Annotated in this window: 15 protein-coding genes and 1 pseudogene; 9 read left to right on the plus strand and 7 right to left on the minus strand. The window is 76.0% G+C overall.

Features of this window, described 5'->3' with window-relative positions; translation table 11 throughout:
- The first annotated feature begins 131 nt into the window (after positions 1-131).
- Together K353_RS16750 and K353_RS37180 are read left to right on the plus strand one after the other, a co-directional pair.
- A complete protein-coding gene (locus K353_RS16750) occupies positions 132-980 on the plus strand; it encodes a helix-turn-helix transcriptional regulator (protein ID WP_111554396.1) in 849 nt (282 codons plus the stop codon).
- Positions 866-1,180, plus strand: coding sequence for a DUF397 domain-containing protein (locus K353_RS37180; protein WP_111554482.1), 315 nt, complete (start codon positions 866-868; stop codon positions 1,178-1,180). Before K353_RS16750 ends, K353_RS37180 begins: the two co-directional genes overlap by 115 nt.
- Positions 1,181-1,306: 126 nt before the next feature.
- On the opposite strand, the pseudogene K353_RS16760 reads toward K353_RS37180, so the two are convergent.
- From K353_RS16760 to K353_RS36865, 5 genes and pseudogenes are all read right to left on the minus strand, one after another.
- Positions 1,307-1,462 (minus strand): annotated as a pseudogene (locus tag K353_RS16760) (IS5/IS1182 family transposase); the annotation flags it as partial.
- Entirely contained in the window at positions 1,449-1,925 is a 477-nt protein-coding gene (locus tag K353_RS16765; protein WP_233533631.1) for a hypothetical protein, read from the minus strand. The gene K353_RS16765 and the pseudogene K353_RS16760, both read right to left, overlap by 14 nt.
- A gap of 13 nt (positions 1,926-1,938) precedes the next feature.
- Positions 1,939-2,439, minus strand: a complete 501-nt coding sequence (locus K353_RS16770) for an SDR family NAD(P)-dependent oxidoreductase (RefSeq protein ID WP_199528126.1) — start codon at positions 2,437-2,439, stop codon at positions 1,939-1,941.
- Between the two features lie 525 nt (positions 2,440-2,964).
- Entirely contained in the window at positions 2,965-4,350 is a 1,386-nt protein-coding gene (locus K353_RS16780) for a hypothetical protein (protein WP_233533632.1), read from the minus strand.
- Positions 4,340-6,613, minus strand: coding sequence for a hypothetical protein (locus K353_RS36865; RefSeq protein WP_111554398.1), 2,274 nt, complete (start codon positions 6,611-6,613; stop codon positions 4,340-4,342). The genes K353_RS16780 and K353_RS36865 overlap by 11 nt, the downstream gene beginning before the upstream one ends.
- Positions 6,614-6,842: 229 nt before the next feature.
- Here K353_RS36865 and K353_RS16790 point away from each other — a divergent pair, with 229 nt between their 5' ends.
- Both K353_RS16790 and K353_RS36870 read left to right on the plus strand, forming a co-directional pair.
- The gene (locus tag K353_RS16790) at positions 6,843-9,287 is read left to right on the plus strand and encodes an excinuclease ABC subunit UvrA (protein ID WP_111554399.1); all 2,445 of its coding nucleotides are present in this window, start codon (positions 6,843-6,845) and stop codon (positions 9,285-9,287) included.
- A gap of 248 nt (positions 9,288-9,535) precedes the next feature.
- A complete protein-coding gene (locus K353_RS36870) occupies positions 9,536-10,384 on the plus strand; it encodes a hypothetical protein (RefSeq protein WP_111554400.1) in 849 nt (282 codons plus the stop codon).
- 27 nt (positions 10,385-10,411) lie between these two features.
- On the opposite strand, the gene K353_RS16800 is transcribed toward K353_RS36870, so the two are convergent.
- Positions 10,412-10,777: a MerR family transcriptional regulator gene (locus K353_RS16800; protein WP_111554401.1), complete on the minus strand. Its 366-nt coding sequence runs from the start codon at positions 10,775-10,777 to the stop codon at positions 10,412-10,414.
- 265 nt (positions 10,778-11,042) lie between these two features.
- Positions 11,043-12,080 carry an NADP-dependent oxidoreductase gene (locus K353_RS16805; protein WP_111554485.1) on the minus strand — a complete coding sequence of 346 codons (1,038 nt, stop codon included), beginning with the start codon at positions 12,078-12,080 and terminating at the stop codon, positions 11,043-11,045.
- A 455-nt stretch (positions 12,081-12,535) separates the two neighbouring features.
- On the opposite strand from K353_RS16805, the gene K353_RS16810 reads away from it, so the two are divergent.
- From K353_RS16810 to K353_RS16825, 5 genes are all read left to right on the plus strand, one after another.
- Entirely contained in the window at positions 12,536-12,802 is a 267-nt protein-coding gene (locus K353_RS16810) for a hypothetical protein (protein ID WP_111554402.1), read from the plus strand.
- A gap of 78 nt (positions 12,803-12,880) precedes the next feature.
- Complete coding sequence (locus K353_RS16815) at positions 12,881-13,438, plus strand: DinB family protein (RefSeq protein WP_111554403.1); 558 nt, start codon at positions 12,881-12,883, stop codon at positions 13,436-13,438.
- Between the two features lie 124 nt (positions 13,439-13,562).
- Positions 13,563-13,637, plus strand: a complete 75-nt coding sequence (locus tag K353_RS37185) for a putative leader peptide (RefSeq protein ID WP_354644872.1) — start codon at positions 13,563-13,565, stop codon at positions 13,635-13,637.
- A 133-nt stretch (positions 13,638-13,770) separates the two neighbouring features.
- Complete coding sequence (locus K353_RS16820; protein WP_111554404.1) at positions 13,771-14,787, plus strand: isopenicillin N synthase family oxygenase; 1,017 nt, start codon at positions 13,771-13,773, stop codon at positions 14,785-14,787.
- Between the two features lie 116 nt (positions 14,788-14,903).
- The gene (locus K353_RS16825; RefSeq protein WP_111554405.1) at positions 14,904-16,382 is read left to right on the plus strand and encodes a hypothetical protein; all 1,479 of its coding nucleotides are present in this window, start codon (positions 14,904-14,906) and stop codon (positions 16,380-16,382) included.
- Positions 16,383-16,399 lie beyond the last annotated feature (17 nt).

Below are 16,399 nucleotides of genomic sequence, written 5' to 3' on the forward strand. Positions count from 1 at the left end.
CCCGTCCGGGCATGCCATGGGATGCGGACAGTGAGTGACCGTCCGTGTATCCATAGTTGCGATATCGCTGACGGACCGCCAGCATCTGAACTGGACAGTACGAACCTGGGAGTTCAGTTGGGGCGGCCGCTATGAACAAGAAGGATCTTGATCCCACGCTCTCCCCCGCGCACGCGTTCGGGGTCCAGCTCCGGCGTTCGCGCGAGTCGAAGGGACTCACGCAGGCCCAGTTGGGGAAGCTACTAGGCATCACCGGCACCTACGTCGGCTGCTTCGAGCGCGCGAGCCGGACTCCCCACATCGATACCGTGACCAGGGCGGACGAAGTACTGGAGACCGGCGGGACGCTGGCGCTCCTGCACTGGAACATCCGGCACTCCGCGTTGTTCGAAGGCTTTCCGGAATTCGCCGAGCGCGAGGCGGAGGCCACCGAGCTACGGCTCTTCGAGATCGGCATCGTGCCCGGCCTGCTCCAGACTCCGGAGTATGCACAGACCGAGGTCGCCGGTCTGGTCGCCCGAGGGACCATTTCAACTGAACAAGCCGCCGAGCGGCTGTCTTTCCGCCTTGCCCGACAGACTGTGATCACCCGCCAACAGCCGCCGGTGGTCCACGTCGTGATGGACGAGAGCGCGCTTCACTGGCAACTCGGCGGCCCGTCGGTGATGGTGCCCCAGTTACGGCACCTCGAAGAACTGGCCGAACTGCCGCACGTGATCATCCAAGTGGCACCGTTCACCCTCGGCGCCCGTCGCCCGTTCCATTCCGCCGTGACACTGCTCACCCTCCCCGATCACAGCCGGATCGGTTACGGGGAGACCACGAAGCGGGGCTACCTCGAACGAGACCTCCTCACTGTTCAGCAGTGGTCCAGGGACTACGACCGCTTGCAGGTCGACGCGCCGTCCGTAGCCGACTCGGTGGCGATGATCCGTGCCGTACGGAAGGAACTGGAACGACGCCCCCTGTCCGCGACCTGAGCGCCGCGCGTTGGACCAAGTCGAGCTACAGCGCCAACGGCGGGCAGTGCGTCGAACCGGCGCTGAACCTCGTTCAGGTCCACGGCATCGTCCCGGTCCGCGACTCGAAGGATCCCGAGGGCCCTGCCCTGGTGTTCCCCACCGCTGCCTGGGCGGCCTTCGCCTCGGCCGTCCGCAGTGGCGAACTCGGCTCGGTCTGACAGCACCCCGCTCCGCCGAGCCCCCTCCCGCAGGGGGCTTTCGGCCGTCCTGAGGGCTGTTCCCGTAACTGATCTTCGGGGTGGTCGAGAGCCAGGCTCGCTGACTGCCGGGGCGTTGGTCTGTGCGGCCTGAAGAAGTTTGTGCAGGCGGGCGATGCCGGGCATCGCGTGGTGGATGCCGTCTCCCTTGAGTCGGCAGTCCGTCAGGGTCTTCCAGGTCCTCATCCGCGCGAAGACGTGCTCGACGCGGGCCCGCACCTGCTTGTGCTCACGGTTGTGCTCGACCTGTCACTCGGCCAGTGGTGGTAGTCGCCGTAGCCGAGTCGGTGCCGAGCGGCCAGCGGTAACCGGCATCATGCAAACCGGCCAGGGCCGCATGATCGTTGGACACCAGCACTTGGGCCAGTCGAGCTGCGGCCGCGACCACAGCAGGCCAGCCAGGGGAATCCAGATAGACCTCGTCGCGGGCATCAGCGCCGACCGAGTCCTGCACTGCGCTGTACGCAGCACCGAGACGGGACATCAACTCGACTTCCTGCTTGGTACGAAGGGACTGCCCCAACCACGGCAGCGGATTGTTCGCATCGCAGAAGTCATCGAAAAGCACGTGCACCGTGTGGTCGAGATCCTCGAACTGCTCCGGATCCGGCCACACCTCTCGCTGCCATGTCGGACTGGCCAACGCCACAACAGCGGGCACGAGGTGAAGGCGGTAGAAGGGCAGAGCAATGCCGTGATCGATCACCAGCCGAGACTACTCACCCAGTGATCGGCCGGACAGTTCCCGGCCGGGTGGTGTCACCGTCACAGCTACTCGAACTGGAAGAACGGATGAAGCAGTCCCGAGGCTGGGAGATCGCGAACAGGGCGCGATCGGTCATCGACCGGGCGGTCAGCGGATCGACGGAGGTGCGGGCGGCGGTGCTCCAGGACGGGGCGAGCGGACCGGCGTCGGTGAAGTCCGGCGGGTGGAGCGAGATCACTCGGATGCCCTCGGGGCGCAGCCGGGCTGAGAGCACGTCGGCGAAGCCTGCTTGAGCGGCCTTGGCGCTGGAGAACGCCGGGTGCGAGGCGGAGCGGTGGTTGCGCGGCTCGGCGCCGGCGGAGACCAGGTTGACCACGTCGGCGGAAGCGCGCGGCAGCGGGAGCAGGTGGCGGGTGAGCGGGACGGTGGCGGCGATGGTGCCGGCGGCGGCCTCCGCAGCGGTCTTCCGCGCCGGTGACGACCAGGACGGTCGGCCAGTTCCATCGGTGGCCACCTCTCGGTGGCGCGTTCCCGGTGGGGGAACATACCGGTACGGATGGAGGGAGCCGGGGTGCGGGGCTGGGGTGCGGAGGTGGCGGTGGTGTGCGGGTGTGGGGCGCGGGCGTGGCGGGAGGTGGGGCAGTCCGTTCGGGGTGGGCGGCTGTGCTGGGACGCGGAGTTGCGGTGTGCGGGGTGCGGGGGCGGCGGCTGTCCGGGGTTCGGGGAGGGGGACGCGCCGGGCTGGGTCCGTGGGCCGCTGCTGGAGCGGTACGGGCCGGTGGTGGTGCGGTTGGTCGATCCGGGGGCGGGGCGGGGTGCGGTGCTGCGGGTGGTGCGGGCGGCCTGGCCGGTGACGTTGTCGCAGGCCGTCGAGGTGCTGGGGCGGCTGGCCGGGGAGGGGGTGGCGGGGACACCCGCGGAGGCGGCGTGGCTGTGCGGGCGGTTGGCGGGGCAGGGGGTGGCGGCCGAGGCCGTGCCCGGTCCGGCGGGGGCGGGCGGCGGGTGGCCGTGGGGGGCGTCCGGGTGAGGGGGGCGGGGGTCAGTCATGGTGGGGTTCGGTGGAGCGGTGGCGGTGGGCGGCGCGGGTGAACTGGCCGGTGCCGACGCGGGCGGCGAGGGTGTCGTCGGGGCCGGAGAGGAGGGAGCCGTAGCCGGTGGCGGCCCAGAGGCTGCGGTCGGCGGGGACTTCGAAGTAGGGGACGGTGCGGCCCTGGTCGCGGACGGCGAGCACCTGCGGGGAGCGGCGGGCCTTGAGGGCCTGGCCGCAGTCCGCGCAGACGGCGACGTCGACGCGTTCGCGGCGGCCGAGCGGGCGCCAGGTGGTGCGGCGGGCGGCGGTGCCGTGCCGGGGGTCGAAGAAGCAGAGCGGCAGCCGGGGTTCGGGGGCGAGCGCGGCGCGGCCCTCGGCGGCCAGGGCGAGCACGCCGGCCAGGTCGGGGATGCCGTCGGCGCCGTCCAGGACCCGGCCGGCCGCGTCGTAGGCGTCCAGGGCGCGGCCCAGGCCGGGGGTGGAGCCGTCGGCCTCGTCCAGGGCCGCGCCGAGGGCGAGCACCTCGTCGGCGGCCTGGCGGCGCAGCCCGGCCTCGTCGGCGGCCCGGTCGGCGGCGAACACCGCGTCGGGGAAGGTGAACGCGGTGTGCCGGGGCCGGCGGCGGCTGCGGGCGACCAGGGCGGCGCCGACCACCAGGGCGAGCACCAGCGCCGCGGCGAGCGCGAACGGGCCGGTGGCGGACGAGGAGGAGGACGCGCCGGGGGTGTCGTCGGTGTGCGGGCGGGCCGAGTACTCGCGGTCGACCCGGTCCGCCTCGGCCTTGTAGACCTCGGTGCCCTTGCCGGTGGCGACCAGGTCGATCACCCGGCCGACCTTGGCGGCCAGTCCGGCGTCCTTGAGTTCCTTGAGCAGGCCGACGGCGTTGGCCGAGTCGCGGACCTGGTGGGTGTCGGCGGGCCACTCGAAGCCGTTCAGCCAGCTGCCGTAGTCGTCGCTGGTGACCATGATCAGCGGCGACTGGCCGAGGCGTTCCTGCACCACGGCGGCCATCGCCTTGGCGCTGCCGTCGAAGGCGTCGCCCTTCTGGAGCGGCACCAGCACGACCTTGACGGGCAGTCCGGTCGCGGCGATCTGCTCGGTGAGCTGCTGCTGCTGGGCGGGGGTGACGGCGGCGGCGAAGGCCGGGTCGACGTACACCGGGGAGGTCTTCAGCGCCTCGGCGATGCTCGCGCCGGTCGCCGTGGTGGCGGGGGTGGCGTCGGCCCGGGCGGGGGCGCCGGTACCGGCACCGAGCAGGGCGGCGCAGGCCAGCAGCAGGACGGCCAGCAGGCGGGAGGCCAACGGGCGGGAGGCCGGGAGGCGGGAGGCCGCCCGCCCGGTGGGCACGGTCGGCGCGGTCGCGGCGGTCGGCGGGGTGCGGCGGTCACTGGACACTGGCGGACTCCCTGGCCCTGAGGATGAGTGCGTCGAGGCCCTCGCGCGCGGACGGCAGGACCTGCCCGGCCTGGTCCCAGGCGGGGCGGGTGCGGTCGTCCGGGCCGGGCGGGCGCAGCAGCAGCCGGTCGGCCTCGGCCCGGCGGGTGGCCAGGTCGACGGGGTCGCGGGTGGTGCCGCCGCTGCGGAGGGCGTCCCGGCAGTCGGAGCAGAGCTGGGCGGAGCCGGGGCCCAGCTCGACGGCGGGGAACCAGGACGGGACCCGGCCGCCGTCGGCCGTGCCGTGCAGCGGGTTGAGCCGGCACAGCAGCGGGCCCCGGCGGCCGTGCAGGGCGTCGAACCCGGCCCGGGCGAGGGCGGTGGCGGCGGCCAGGTCGGACGGCTCGGCGGTGCGCAACCCGTCCGCGCCGACCAGGAGTTCGGCGGCGTCCAGGCAGTCCCAGGCGCGGGCCCGGCCGGGGGCGTCCTGGTCGACGGCGGCCAGCCGGACGGCGAGGGCGCGGACGTCCTCCTCGGCCCAGGCCCGCAGGTGGCGGGTGGACGGCCGGGCGGCGGTGCGCCGGGGGCCGGGGGCGCGCTGCGGGGCGGCCGGGGCGGCGGCCAGGGCGCGCCGGGAGCGGAGCACGGCCCGGCCGGCGGCGATCGCGGCCCAGGCGAGCAGCAGCAGGAGGCCGTACACCATCGCGCCGAGGATCAGGCCGCCGCCGAAGTCGTCGCCGAACAGCGGCGGCAGCCTGTTGCCGCGCAGTTCGGGCAGGTCGGAGCGGCCGGCGCCGGACGACGGTTCGCCGGTGGGCCGGGCGGCGGCCACCTGGTCCAGGACGCTGTTCAGCCGGTCCGGGAGGCGCAGGTCGTCGGAGTCGGTGCTGCGGTCGGGGTAGCGCAGGTCGGCGCGGCGGAACCGGCTGGGGGCGTCCGTGCCGACGGGGCCGTACTCGGCGAGTTCGACGTAGCCGCGGACCGGGTCGACCTGGACGTACACGCCGTCCCGGCCGGTGCGCCGGTGCACCTGGGCGAGCAGGGTGGCGCCGTCGCCCTCGCTCTCGTCGTCGGAGTCGGAGGCGGTGAACAGCAGGTACACCGGGGTCTTGGCCGCGAGGTCGGCCATCCGCTGCCGGACGGCCGCGAGTTGGGCGGGCGTCAGCACGGTCGGGGCGGAGGCGTCCTGGTAGACGCCGTCGGCGGTGAGCGCGGCGGCGGCCTCGGTGGTGCGGGCCTCCAGGTCGGCCCGGGTGACGGTGAGGTCGGGGCCGTCGGTGGTCTGCGGGAAGACCGCGGGCGCGGCGAACACCACGCCGAGCACGGCGGCCGCGGTGGCCAGCAGGGTCACCGCGAGGACGCCGCGGTGCCGCGGCTCGGCGACGCGGGCGGAGGCGCGGGCGGCGGCGGGCCGCTTCGCGGAGCCCTTCGCGGAGCCTTTCGCCGGGCCCTTGGCGGAACCCTTCGCGGGGCTCTTCGTCAGACCCTTGGTGGGGCGCTTCGTGCGGCCCTCGGCGGGCTTCTTGCCCAGGTCGACGGCCCCGGACCGGCGGAGCGGGCGGCGGCGGGAGAGGCGCAGGCCGAGGGCGAGCAGCAGGCCGGGGAGGACCACGACGGCCAGGCCGAGCAGCAGGTTCTGGTTCTGCCGGTCGGTGGCGGACATGTACCGCCGGGGGTAGTCGCCGTCGCGGCGTTCGGTCGCGCGCGCCTCGGCGGCGACCTGGTCCTCGCCCCGGCCCACCCGGTCGGTGAAGGCGGTGAACCCGGCGAGCGGTCCGGCGTCGTACGGGGTGACGCGGTTGGCGATCCGGGCGGCGTCGGCGGCGGCGGGGAGGTCGACGCCGAACGCGGAGACGGTCAGGTCGCCGAACTCCCCCACCAGCACGTACAGGCCGTCGGCGCCCAGCCGGTCGTGCACCTGGGCGAGCAGGGTCCGGTCGGCGTTCGGCAGCACCAGGACGTAGGTGGGCACGCCGGTGCGCCGCGCGACGGCGGCGAACTGCGGGGCGAGCGAACGCGGTATCCGGCGCGGCAGGTCGGCGGAGACGTAGACCGGGTCCCTGCGCAGTTCGGCGGCCAGCCGCTCGGCCTGGGACGCCTCGGCGGGCAACTGCCCGGCGGCGGGGGCGGTCGCGGTGGCCGGAGCGGTCGCGGTGGCCGGAGCGGTCGCGGTGGCCGAAGCGGTCGCGGTGGCCGAAGCCGTAGCACTCGGGTCGGCGGCGGTAGCCGGGGCGGCGGCGGTGCCGAGCAGCGCCAGCGCGGCGAGCACGGCCGCGGTGGCCACCAAGGCTCCCGGGGCTCCCGGGGCTTCCGGGACTCCGGGGAGCACCGGTCGGGTCGGCCGTCTCCGGCCCGGTGTCCGCTTCTGTGTCCGCATGGGGCGCCTCCCGGTGGTTCGGCCGGTCACTTTACCCGCGCTTGATGGGGACGAGAACCGGTGCCCGTCGGTTCCGGATGGTTGGATCGGGGCGGCGGCGTCGCCACGGGCACCGCCGGACGGAGGGACGAGGACGATGAGCGGCGCGGCGCGGCCGGACGGCGAGGACGGACAGGACGACGGGCGGGACGGCGGGCGGCACCCGGCGGACCGGCACGACCTGATCCGGGTGCACGGGGCCCGGGTGAACAACCTCAAGGACGTCAGCGTCGAACTGCCCAAGCGCAGGCTGACGGTGTTCACCGGGGTGTCGGGTTCGGGCAAGAGCTCGCTGGTGTTCGGGACGGTCGCGGCGGAGTCGCAGCGGCTGATCAACGAGACGTACAGCGCCTTCGTCCAGGGCTTCATGCCCTCGCTGAGCCGCCCCGAGGTGGACGTGCTGGACGGCCTGACCACGGCGATCATCGTCGACCAGCAGCGGATGGGCGCCGACCCGCGCTCGACGGTGGGCACCGCGACGGACGCCAACGCGATGCTGCGCATCCTGTTCAGCCGGCTCGGCGACCCGTACGTCGGCCCGCCGCCCGCGTTCTCCTTCAACGTGCCGACGGTGCACGGCGCGGGGGCGGTCACGGTGGAGCGCGGCGAGGGGGCGCAGGCCGAGCAGCGGACGTTCGGGCGGGCCGGCGGGATGTGTCCGCGCTGCGAGGGGCGGGGCAGCGTCTCGGACATCGACCTGCGGCAGCTGTACGACGGGGCGAAGTCGCTGGACGAGGGCGCGCTGACGATCCCCGGCTACAGGCCCGGTGGCTGGAACTACCGGCTGTACAGCGAGTCCGGCCTGGTCGACCCGGGCAAGGCGATCGACGCGTACACCGAGCAGGAGCGGCACGACTTCCTGTACCGGGAGCCGACCCGGATGAAGATCGCCGGCATCAACATGACCTACGAGGGCCTGGTGCTGCGGGTCCGGAAGTCGATGCTGGCCAAGGACCGGGCCGCCCTGCAACCGCACATCCGCGAGTTCGTGGACCGGGCGGTCGCCTTCACCACCTGCCCGGAGTGCGCGGGCACCCGGCTGAACGAGGGCGCCAGGTCCGCGAAGATCAGGGGCCGCTCGATCGCCGACGCCTGCGCCCTCCAGATCAGCGACCTCGCCGACTGGGTGCGGGAGTTGGACGAGCCGACGGTGCGCCCGCTGCTGGAGTCGCTGCGACAGCTGCTGGACTCGTTCACCGCGATCGGCCTCGGCTACCTCTCGCTGGACCGCCCCGCCGGGACGCTCTCCGGCGGCGAGGCGCAGCGGGTGAAGATGATCCGGCACCTGGGCTCCTCGCTGACCGACGTCACGTACGTCTTCGACGAGCCGACCACCGGCCTGCACCCGCACGACATCCAGCGGATGAACGGGCTGCTGCGGCAGCTGCGCGACAAGGGCAACACGGTGCTGGTGGTGGAGCACAAGCCGGAGACCATCGCGATCGCCGACCACGTGGTCGACCTCGGGCCGGGCGCCGGGGCGGCGGGCGGCGAGGTGTGCTTCGAGGGCAGCGTCGACGGGCTGCGCGCCAGCGGCACCGTCACCGGCCGGCACTTCGACGACCGGGCCGCACTCAAGGCCGAAGTGCGCACTCCCACCGGCGTGTTGGAGATCCGTGGGGCGGACGCGCACAACCTGCGGAAGGTCGACGTGGACGTGCCGCTGGGCGTGCTGACGGTGGTGACCGGCGTGGCGGGCTCCGGGAAGAGTTCGCTGGTGCACGGTTCGCTGGTGAACGGCGCGGCGCTGGCCGGCGGGGTGCCGGAGGGCGTGGTGGCGATCGACCAGAGCCCGATCCGGGGCTCGCGGCGCTCGAACCCGGCGACGTACTCGGGCCTGCTGGAGCCGATCCGCAAGGCGTTCGCGAAGGCCAACGGGGTCAAGCCCGCCCTGTTCAGCGCCAACTCGGAGGGCGCCTGCCCGAGTTGCAACGGCGCGGGCGTGGTCTACACCGACCTGGGGATGATGGCCGGGGTGGCGACGGTCTGCGAGGAGTGCGAGGGCCGGCGCTTCCAGGCGGCGGTGCTGGAGTACCGGCTCGGCGGCCGGAACATCGCCGAGGTGCTGGCGATGTCCGTCGACGCGGCGGAGGAGTTCTTCGGCACCGGCGCGGCCCGCACCCCGGCCGCGCACACCGTCCTGAAGCGGCTGTCCGGCGTCGGCCTCGGCTACCTGACGCTCGGCCAGCCGCTCACCACGCTCTCCGGCGGCGAGCGCCAGCGCCTCAAGCTGGCCGCGCAGATGGCCGAGAAGGGCGGCGTGTACGTGCTGGACGAGCCGACCGCCGGGCTGCACCTGGCCGACGTCGAGCAACTGCTGGGCCTGCTGGACCGGTTGGTCGACTCCGGCAAGTCGGTGATCGTGGTCGAGCACCACCAGGCGGTGATGGCGCACGCCGACTGGATCATCGACCTCGGCCCGGGCGCGGGCCACGACGGCGGCCGGATCGTCTTCGAGGGCACCCCCGCCGCGCTGGTCGCCGACGGCGGCACGCTGACCGGGCGCCACCTCGCCGAGTACGTCGGGTCCGGCATCGACTGACGGACCGTCACCGACCGTCGTCGCCCGGTGCGTTCGCGCGGGCGGCGGCGACGGTCGGCCACCGCGCCGATCCCCTCCGTCACCCGCCGCCGCCCCTCCGGTCACTCCCCCGCATCGCCTCGGCAAAGTTTTCATCCCAGGCGGGTCTTCCCCCGCGACAGCGTCCCGGCCCCGGCCGAGAATGACAGCCGGTCTGCACGGAGCACGACAACGCGGGTACGGACGGTACCCGGTACGGGGGAATGAGCATGGCCATCCAGCTGTCGCTGGCCGAACTGGACACCGAGCGCTGGACGGGGCTGGAGACCGCGCACTGGTCCAGCCCCGCGACGATGGTGCCGCGGGTGCTGCGCCGGCTGGCCGCCCCCGGGCCCGGCGGCGCCCGCCCCGAGGACTGCGAACTGCTGCACTGCCTGGTCCCCGAACCGGGCCGGCCCGTCCCGTCCGCGGCCCCCGTCGCCCTGCCGTTCCTGCTCGCCCTGGCCGCCGACCCGGCCACCGGCACCGCCCGCGCCCCGCTCACCGTCCTGCTCGCCCGCCTGCTGCGCGCCGCCCCCGACCTGCCCGAACGGCACCGCTCGCACGCCCTGCCGCTGCTCACCGACCCGGACCCGGCGGTCCGCCGCGCCGCCCTTCCGCTCGCCCCCGACCCCGGCTGCCTGCTCGGCCTGTGGCGCACCGAGGCCGACCCGTCCGTCCGGCTCTCCCTGCTGCTCGCCCTCGCCCCCACCGGCACCACCGGCGCCCGCGCCGTCCTCTCCGAGACGCTCACCGAGGACCACCCGGCGCTGTACGTCGCCGCCGTACACGGCTCCGCCGCCTACGACCGCGACCTGCCGGTCCGCCACCTCGACCGGCTGCTCACCCTGCTCACCGACCCCGCCCTGCGCCCGCGCTTCGACGACGTCTGGTACCCCCCGCAGCACACCGAACCGCTCACCCGCGAGCACCTGCTCTGGTCGGTGTACGGGCTGCTGGCCCACCGCCCCGACCTCCGGGCCGACCTGCCCCGCCACCTGCTCGCCACGGCCGACCGCACCGGCGACGGGCGGCTCCGCCGGGAGGCCCTCCAGCTCGCCCGGCACCACGCGCCCTGACCGCCCCGGCCCGCCCCGTTCCGGCTCTCAGCTCGGCAGCGGCTGTTCCACCGCCCGGGCCAGCGCGGCCCGCAGCCGGGTGAGCCGGGCGATCTCCTCGTCCAGCGCGGCGATCCGCCGCCGGACGACCGGCCCGCCGGAAGCGCTCCCGCACCGCCGGGCCGGGTCGGCGACCAGCAGGTCGAAGGACCCGGCGTGGCCGCGCAGGTCCTCGATGGTCAGCCCGAGCGCGAGCAGCCCCCGGATCACCCGGACCCGGGCCACGTCCGTCCCGTCGTAGTCCCGCTGCCCCCCGGCCGTCCGGGCCGGCGGCGGCATCAGGCCGCGCTCCTCGTACAGCCGCAACGCCCTGGGCGTCGCCCCGGCGGCCGCCGCCGCGTCCCCGATCCGCATCCCCGCGCGTCCTTCCTCCCCGTGCCGCCCCGTCAAACCGCCACCACCGGACGGTTGTTCCCGCCGCCCGCGCTCGGCGGTGGGGACGGCCGGGACCGCGGGGGACGGGACGGTGGCGGAGCCCGCGGGGGACGGCGACCCGCACGGCACCCGGCGCGGCACCGGCCGCCACGCGGAGTCCGCCCGGCCACGCCCTCCCGGACGGCCGGGCGGCCGGGCAGCGCGTCCCCGGTCGCGGCCCTGGCCCCGGGGCCTGCGGCTTCCCCTATCCCAGCTCCACCAGGACCGCGCCGAAGTACCGGCCCTCGATCATCTCCTGGAACGCCTGCGGGGCCCGGTCCAGGCCGGTGATCCGGGTGTGCGGGAAGGTGATGGCGCCGGTGCGCAGCCACGCGCCGAAGCGGGGCAGCCACTCGGCTTCGGCGGCGGCGTGCCCGTCGTTCGCGTAACCGGCCAGCCGGACGCCCTTGAGGATGAGCGGGAAGGCGTCCAGGCGGAGCGGGGCGCTGCTCCCGGGGGTGCCGTCGAGCTGGTGGGAGAGGACGCCGATCAGGGCGGCGCGGGCTCCGGGGCGGGCGGCGGCGAGGGCGGCCTCGGCCTGGTGGCCGCCGACGGTGTCGAGCAGGACGTCGATGCCGTCGGGGGCGGCCTCGGCGAGTTGCCGGGCGAAGCGTTCGGCCCGCTCCGGGCCGGGCGTGCGTTCGTCCACGAGCACGGCGTCGTAGCCGAGTTCGCGCAGCCGCTCGGCCTTGGCCGGGGAGCCGGTGGTCCCCAGGACGGTGCCCGCGCCGAGCAGTCGGGCGGTCTGGCCGGCCAGCGTGCCGACGGCTCCGGCCGCGCCGGTGACCAGGACGGTGTCGCCGGGGCGGACGGGCGCGGTCCGGGTCAGCGCCCCGTACCCGACCGCGCCGGGCGACAGGTGGGCCGCCGGGTCGGGCAGTCGGCCGCCCAGCGGAGTGAGCGCCGCCGGGTCCGCCACCGCGTACTCCCGCCAGCCCTGCACGTGCGCGACCAGGTCGCCGGGCCGCAGCCCGCTGTCCGCCGGGGCTTCGACCACCTCCCCGACGGCCGGTCCGAACAGCGTCTCCCCCGGTCCGATCCCGGGGAACGGCGTCCCCGGCGGGGTGTCGCCGAGCAGTGTCGCCAGGCCGGGGAAGAGCACGAACCAGCGGTTGCGCAGCAGTACTCGGCCCGCCCCGGGCTCCGGCGCGGGCGTCTCCACCACGGCCAGGTCGGCGGCGACCGGACGGCCCTGCGGGAGACGGGCCAGCCGGACCTCCCGGACGGTTTCGGGCACACTCATGACGGCTCCTCCAGGAGGGCCCGGCGGACGGCCGGGCGGGCGGGCGGAAAGTGCCGGAACGGTAATCCCTGCCCCGCGGGTCAGGGTCAAGGAGGCCGGTCCGCCGCGGGCCGCGCGGGTGCGGGCGGCGGCCGGTCGGTTCCCGCCGTGGTGGGTCCGGGCCCGGTCGCGGGCGGTGTCCAGGACGCCGATCGGGGAGGTGCCGGGGTCGGTGAGGGCGTGCTCGACGTGCGGCGGGTCGCCGCCGTGGTCGGTGCGGGTGGGCCGGCGGTCGCGCTCCATCGCGCGGAGCGTCCCGGTGGGCGCCCCGGGGCTGACGCCGCGCAGCCGGGCCTCGAGTCCGGCGGAGCGGTGCGGCGCGGGCCCTACCGGGCGGTCCGGGCCGGGCGGTCCGGGCCGGGCGGGGGTGGGCCTGTCCGGGCCGGGCGGGGGTGGGACGGAGGCGGTCAGGGCGCGTGGTGCCGGACGGGTACCGGGCGTTCTCGCAGGGCCGCGTCGCCGAGTCCGGGCGGCCGGCCGCCGGGGCGGGCGGCGTGGACCGGTTGATGGTCGTCCCGCCGGTGGACCTGGCCGCGGACGCCGGGGCCGCCGGCCGGTGCACCGGCGCGGTCGGCACCGTCACGGGCCCCGGCCGGATCTCGCACGCCGACCCGGCCGTCGCCCTGCCGGACGAGACCGACACCCCGCGCCACCACGCCGTCCGACTCGCCGTCTCGTCCTGACGGGACGCCGCCGAGCCGCGCCACGCCGGGTCCGGGCGGCCCGCGGCCGGCGTCGGTGGCGGCTGGCAGGCTGGCCCGATGAGTGAACCCACCACCTCGCCGCAGAACTTCTCCCCCGCCTGGTCCGAGACCGCGGGCCGGGCCGATCCGCCGCTGGTCGGCGACGAGCGGGAGATCCTGCTCGCCTACCTGGAGTTCCACCGCGAGACCTTCGCGCTCAAGTGCGCGGGCGTCCCGGCCGAGCGGCTGTCCGAGTTCCTGGTGCCGCCGTCCGGGCTGACGCTGCACGGGCTGGTGCGGCACCTGGCCGGGGTCGAGCAGTGGTGGCTGCAGATCCAGTTCGCCGGGGACGAGTCCCGCCCGCTGGTGTACTACTCGGACGACGACCCGGACCAGGACTTCGAGCACCTCGACGGGGACTTCGGGCAGGCCCTCGCCACCTGGCGCGCCCAGGTGGCGGTCTCCCGCCGGATCGTCGCCGACGCCCCCTCGCTGGACGCCACCGGCACCCACAGGGCGACCGGGCAGCCGGTCTCGCTGCGCCGCGTCCTGGTGCACCTGCTGGCCGAGTACGCCCGCCACAACGGGCACGCGGACCTGCTGCGCGAGCGGATCGACGGCGCCACCGGGTACTGACCGGCCCGGCGCGCCCCGGCCCGGCGCGCCACCGGCCCCCGGCACCGGCCGCGCGCGGCCCCGGGCTCCGGGGGCTCCGGCGGCACCGCCCGGAGCCTCCGGGCGGGGGTTGTAGCCTGGTGGGGTGCTCCTACTCGTCAGCCGTCGCCACGTGGACCTGCTCCGCGTCACGAGCATGTCCTGTCGACGCTCCGGCTGACCCCACCCCCGCTCGACCCCTCTCTCCCGGCCCCCGCCCTCCCACCCGGACGCGCGGGCCCCCGTCTCCCCCGGCCCCTCCGGCGCGACCCGCCGTCCCCCGCCGGGGTCTTCACCACCGCGGACGCACCCCCATGACGCAGCAGCACCCCACCTCCCTCCCCGTCATCGACCTCTCGCTCGCCGACGGCTCCCCCGCCGACCGGGAGCGCCTGCACCGCGGCCTGCGCGCGGCGGCGACCGGTGTCGGCTTCTTCCAGCTCACCGGGCACGGCGTCACCCCCGCCGAGACCGCCGCGCTGACCTCCGCGACGCGGGCCTTCTTCGCCCTGCCCGAGGCCGACCGGCTGGCGGTCAGCAACCTGAACTCGCCGCACTTCCGCGGCTACACCCGCACCGGCGACGAGCGCACCGGCGGCCGCCGCGACTGGCGCGACCAGCTCGACATCGGCCCCGAGCTGCCGCCGCACGTCCCGGCCCCGGGCGAGCCCGCGTACTGGTGGCTGGAGGGCCCCAACCAGTGGCCCGCCGCGCTGCCCGAGCTGCGCACCGCCGCCCTGCACTGGATCGACCGCCTCGACGGCGTCGCCCGCCGCCTGCTGCACGCCCTGCTCGCCTCGATCGGCGCCCGCCCCGACTTCTACGACGACGCCTTCGCCCCGCACCCGCACCTGCGGCTCAAGCTGGTCCGCTACCCGGGCAGCGCCCCCGACGGCCCGCCGCAGGGCGTCGGCACCCACAAGGACTACGGCTTCATCACCCTGCTCCTCCAGGACACCGTCGGCGGCCTCCAGGTCGAGCGCCCCGACAGCACCTTCCTGGACGTCCCCCCGCTGGACGGCGCCTTCGTCGTCAACCTCGGCGAACTCCTGGAGGTCGCCACCGACGGCTACCTCAAGGCCACCTCGCACCGGGTGGTCTCCCCGCCCGGGGCCCGCGAGCGCTTCTCCGTCCCGTTCTTCTACAACCCCCGGCTGGACGCTCACGTCACCCCGCTCGACTTCCCGCACGCCCACCACGCCCCCGGCATCACCCGGGACCCCTCGAACCCGCTGCACGCCGAGTTCGGCGTCAACGAACTGAAGGGCTACAGCCGGGCCCACCCCGAGGTCACCCGGCGCCACCACGCCGAACTGCTCCCGCTGGGCTGACCACCGCCGCCCGCCCGGTCCGTACGCCGGGCCGGGCTCCGGGCCGGGCTCCCGCGCGGTCCGGGCCCCGGGGTAGGCTCCCCGCGCTGATCGGGCCCGACGGGGAGGGGCGGGGCATGACCGCGTACGACCACTGGTTCCGGCTCGACCTGGAGGTGACCGGAACGGCCGGCGGCCGGGCGAGGCTGCGCGCGGGGCTGGAGGCCCACGGCTGGGTGGTCACGGTGCTGGACGAGGACGGGCCGCGCCGGGCCCGCTGGCTGGTGGAGGCCGGGGTCACCGGCGCCCGGGCCGGGGCGGCCCTCGCGGTGCGGCTCACCCTGGCCCGGCTGGTCGGGCGGAGCCCGGCGGAGGCCGACCTGCGGCTCCAGGAGCCGGTCCACCGCCGGGAGCCGCCGCGCGGGCGGTACGCCGTCCGGCGGCCGGTGCCGGGGCCGGCCCGGTGGCGTCCGCTGCTGGCCCGCACCGGGCTGTTCGACACCGGGCGCGAGGTGTTCCTGTCCCCGGGCCCCGACGTCCGGGACCGGGCCGCGGCCGAGGCGGTCCGGGCCCTGCCGGGCGTCGCGCTGCCCCCGGCGGACGGCGAGCCGCACCCGGTCGGCCCGGAACTGGTCCGCGCCGGCCGCGCCGGGGCCGTTCCGCTGCCGACCCGGACGGTGGTCGTGCTGCTCGCCGCGGGGGTGTGCGCGGTGCTGCTGGCCGGGCTGGCGCTCGGCGGCCTGCACGCCGGTCCGGCGGCCCGGGCGGCGGTCCTGCTGCTCACCGCGCCGGTGGGCGCGCTGCTCGCGGCGGTGGTCGTCCACGCGCCGCACTGGACGGCCCGTTCCGCGCCCGGCACCCCGGCGGCCTGCGCGGCCGGGGCCGTGGGGGCGCCGGTCCTCGCCGCGCTGGCCGCGCTGGCCGGGGCGTCGTCGGCCCGGCTATGGCCCACCGCCCTGGCCTCGGTCGGCCTGCTGCTGTGCGGCAACGGGCTGCGGCTGCTGCTGCGCGGCCTGACCTGGCAGGCCACCGCCGCCTGGCTGGTCCCGGCGCTGCTGCCGATCGTGCTGGTCGGGCTGCCCGGGTTCGGCTTCTCGCTGCACGCCTTCTACCTGGACGGCTTCGGCCTGAACCGGGAGGACGCCCAGATCCCGGCGCTCTGGCAGGTGATCGCCGACGCCAAGGCGCTGGTGGTGGTGGCGGGCCCGCTGGTCGCGGTGTCGCTGCTCGGCTACGCCCGGCACCTGCACGCCTTCCGGACGCTGGGCGGGGTGTCGGTGGCGGCGCTGCTGCTGCTGGTCGCCTTCGCGGGGGCGGTCGCGCTCTACCAGACGCAGGTCATCGTGCCCGCCGCGCACGCCGCCGACGTCGCCCGGCAGCAGGCCCGGGCGGGCCGCCGGCCCGCGCCGTACTTCGGCATCGCCCCGCGCCTGGTCTGCCTGCGCCCGGTGGGCGAGGCCGGCTGGGACGGGGCCGCGCCGGTGGCGGAGCACCCGTACCTGGTGTTCCCGGCCGCCGGGGACTGGGCCGTGCTGTGGGACGTCCGCACGGGCGGGACGCTGAACGTCAAGCGCGAGCAGTACCGGATCACCGACTCGACCGGGCCGGGTTGCTGACCGGCCGGTCCTGGTGC

This window comes from Kitasatospora sp. SolWspMP-SS2h (assembly GCF_003259315.1).
GTDB classification, from domain to species: Bacteria; Actinomycetota; Actinomycetes; order Streptomycetales; family Streptomycetaceae; genus Kitasatospora; species Kitasatospora fiedleri.

Excerpts from the sequence above, each read along its gene's own strand:
- K353_RS16750 (WP_111554396.1), top strand. The coding sequence starts at position 132 with ATGAACAAGAAGGATCTTGATCCCACGCTCTCCCCCGCGCACGCGTTC.
- K353_RS16790 (WP_111554399.1), top strand. The coding sequence starts at position 6,843 with ATGAGCGGCGCGGCGCGGCCGGACGGCGAGGACGGACAGGACGACGGG.
- K353_RS36870 (WP_111554400.1), top strand. The coding sequence starts at position 9,536 with ATGGCCATCCAGCTGTCGCTGGCCGAACTGGACACCGAGCGCTGGACG.
- K353_RS16800 (WP_111554401.1), bottom strand. The coding sequence starts at position 10,777 with ATGCGGATCGGGGACGCGGCGGCGGCCGCCGGGGCGACGCCCAGGGCG.
- K353_RS16805 (WP_111554485.1), bottom strand. The coding sequence starts at position 12,080 with ATGAGTGTGCCCGAAACCGTCCGGGAGGTCCGGCTGGCCCGTCTCCCG.
- K353_RS16815 (WP_111554403.1), top strand. The coding sequence starts at position 12,881 with ATGAGTGAACCCACCACCTCGCCGCAGAACTTCTCCCCCGCCTGGTCC.
- K353_RS16820 (WP_111554404.1), top strand. The coding sequence starts at position 13,771 with ATGACGCAGCAGCACCCCACCTCCCTCCCCGTCATCGACCTCTCGCTC.
- K353_RS16825 (WP_111554405.1), top strand. The coding sequence starts at position 14,904 with ATGACCGCGTACGACCACTGGTTCCGGCTCGACCTGGAGGTGACCGGA.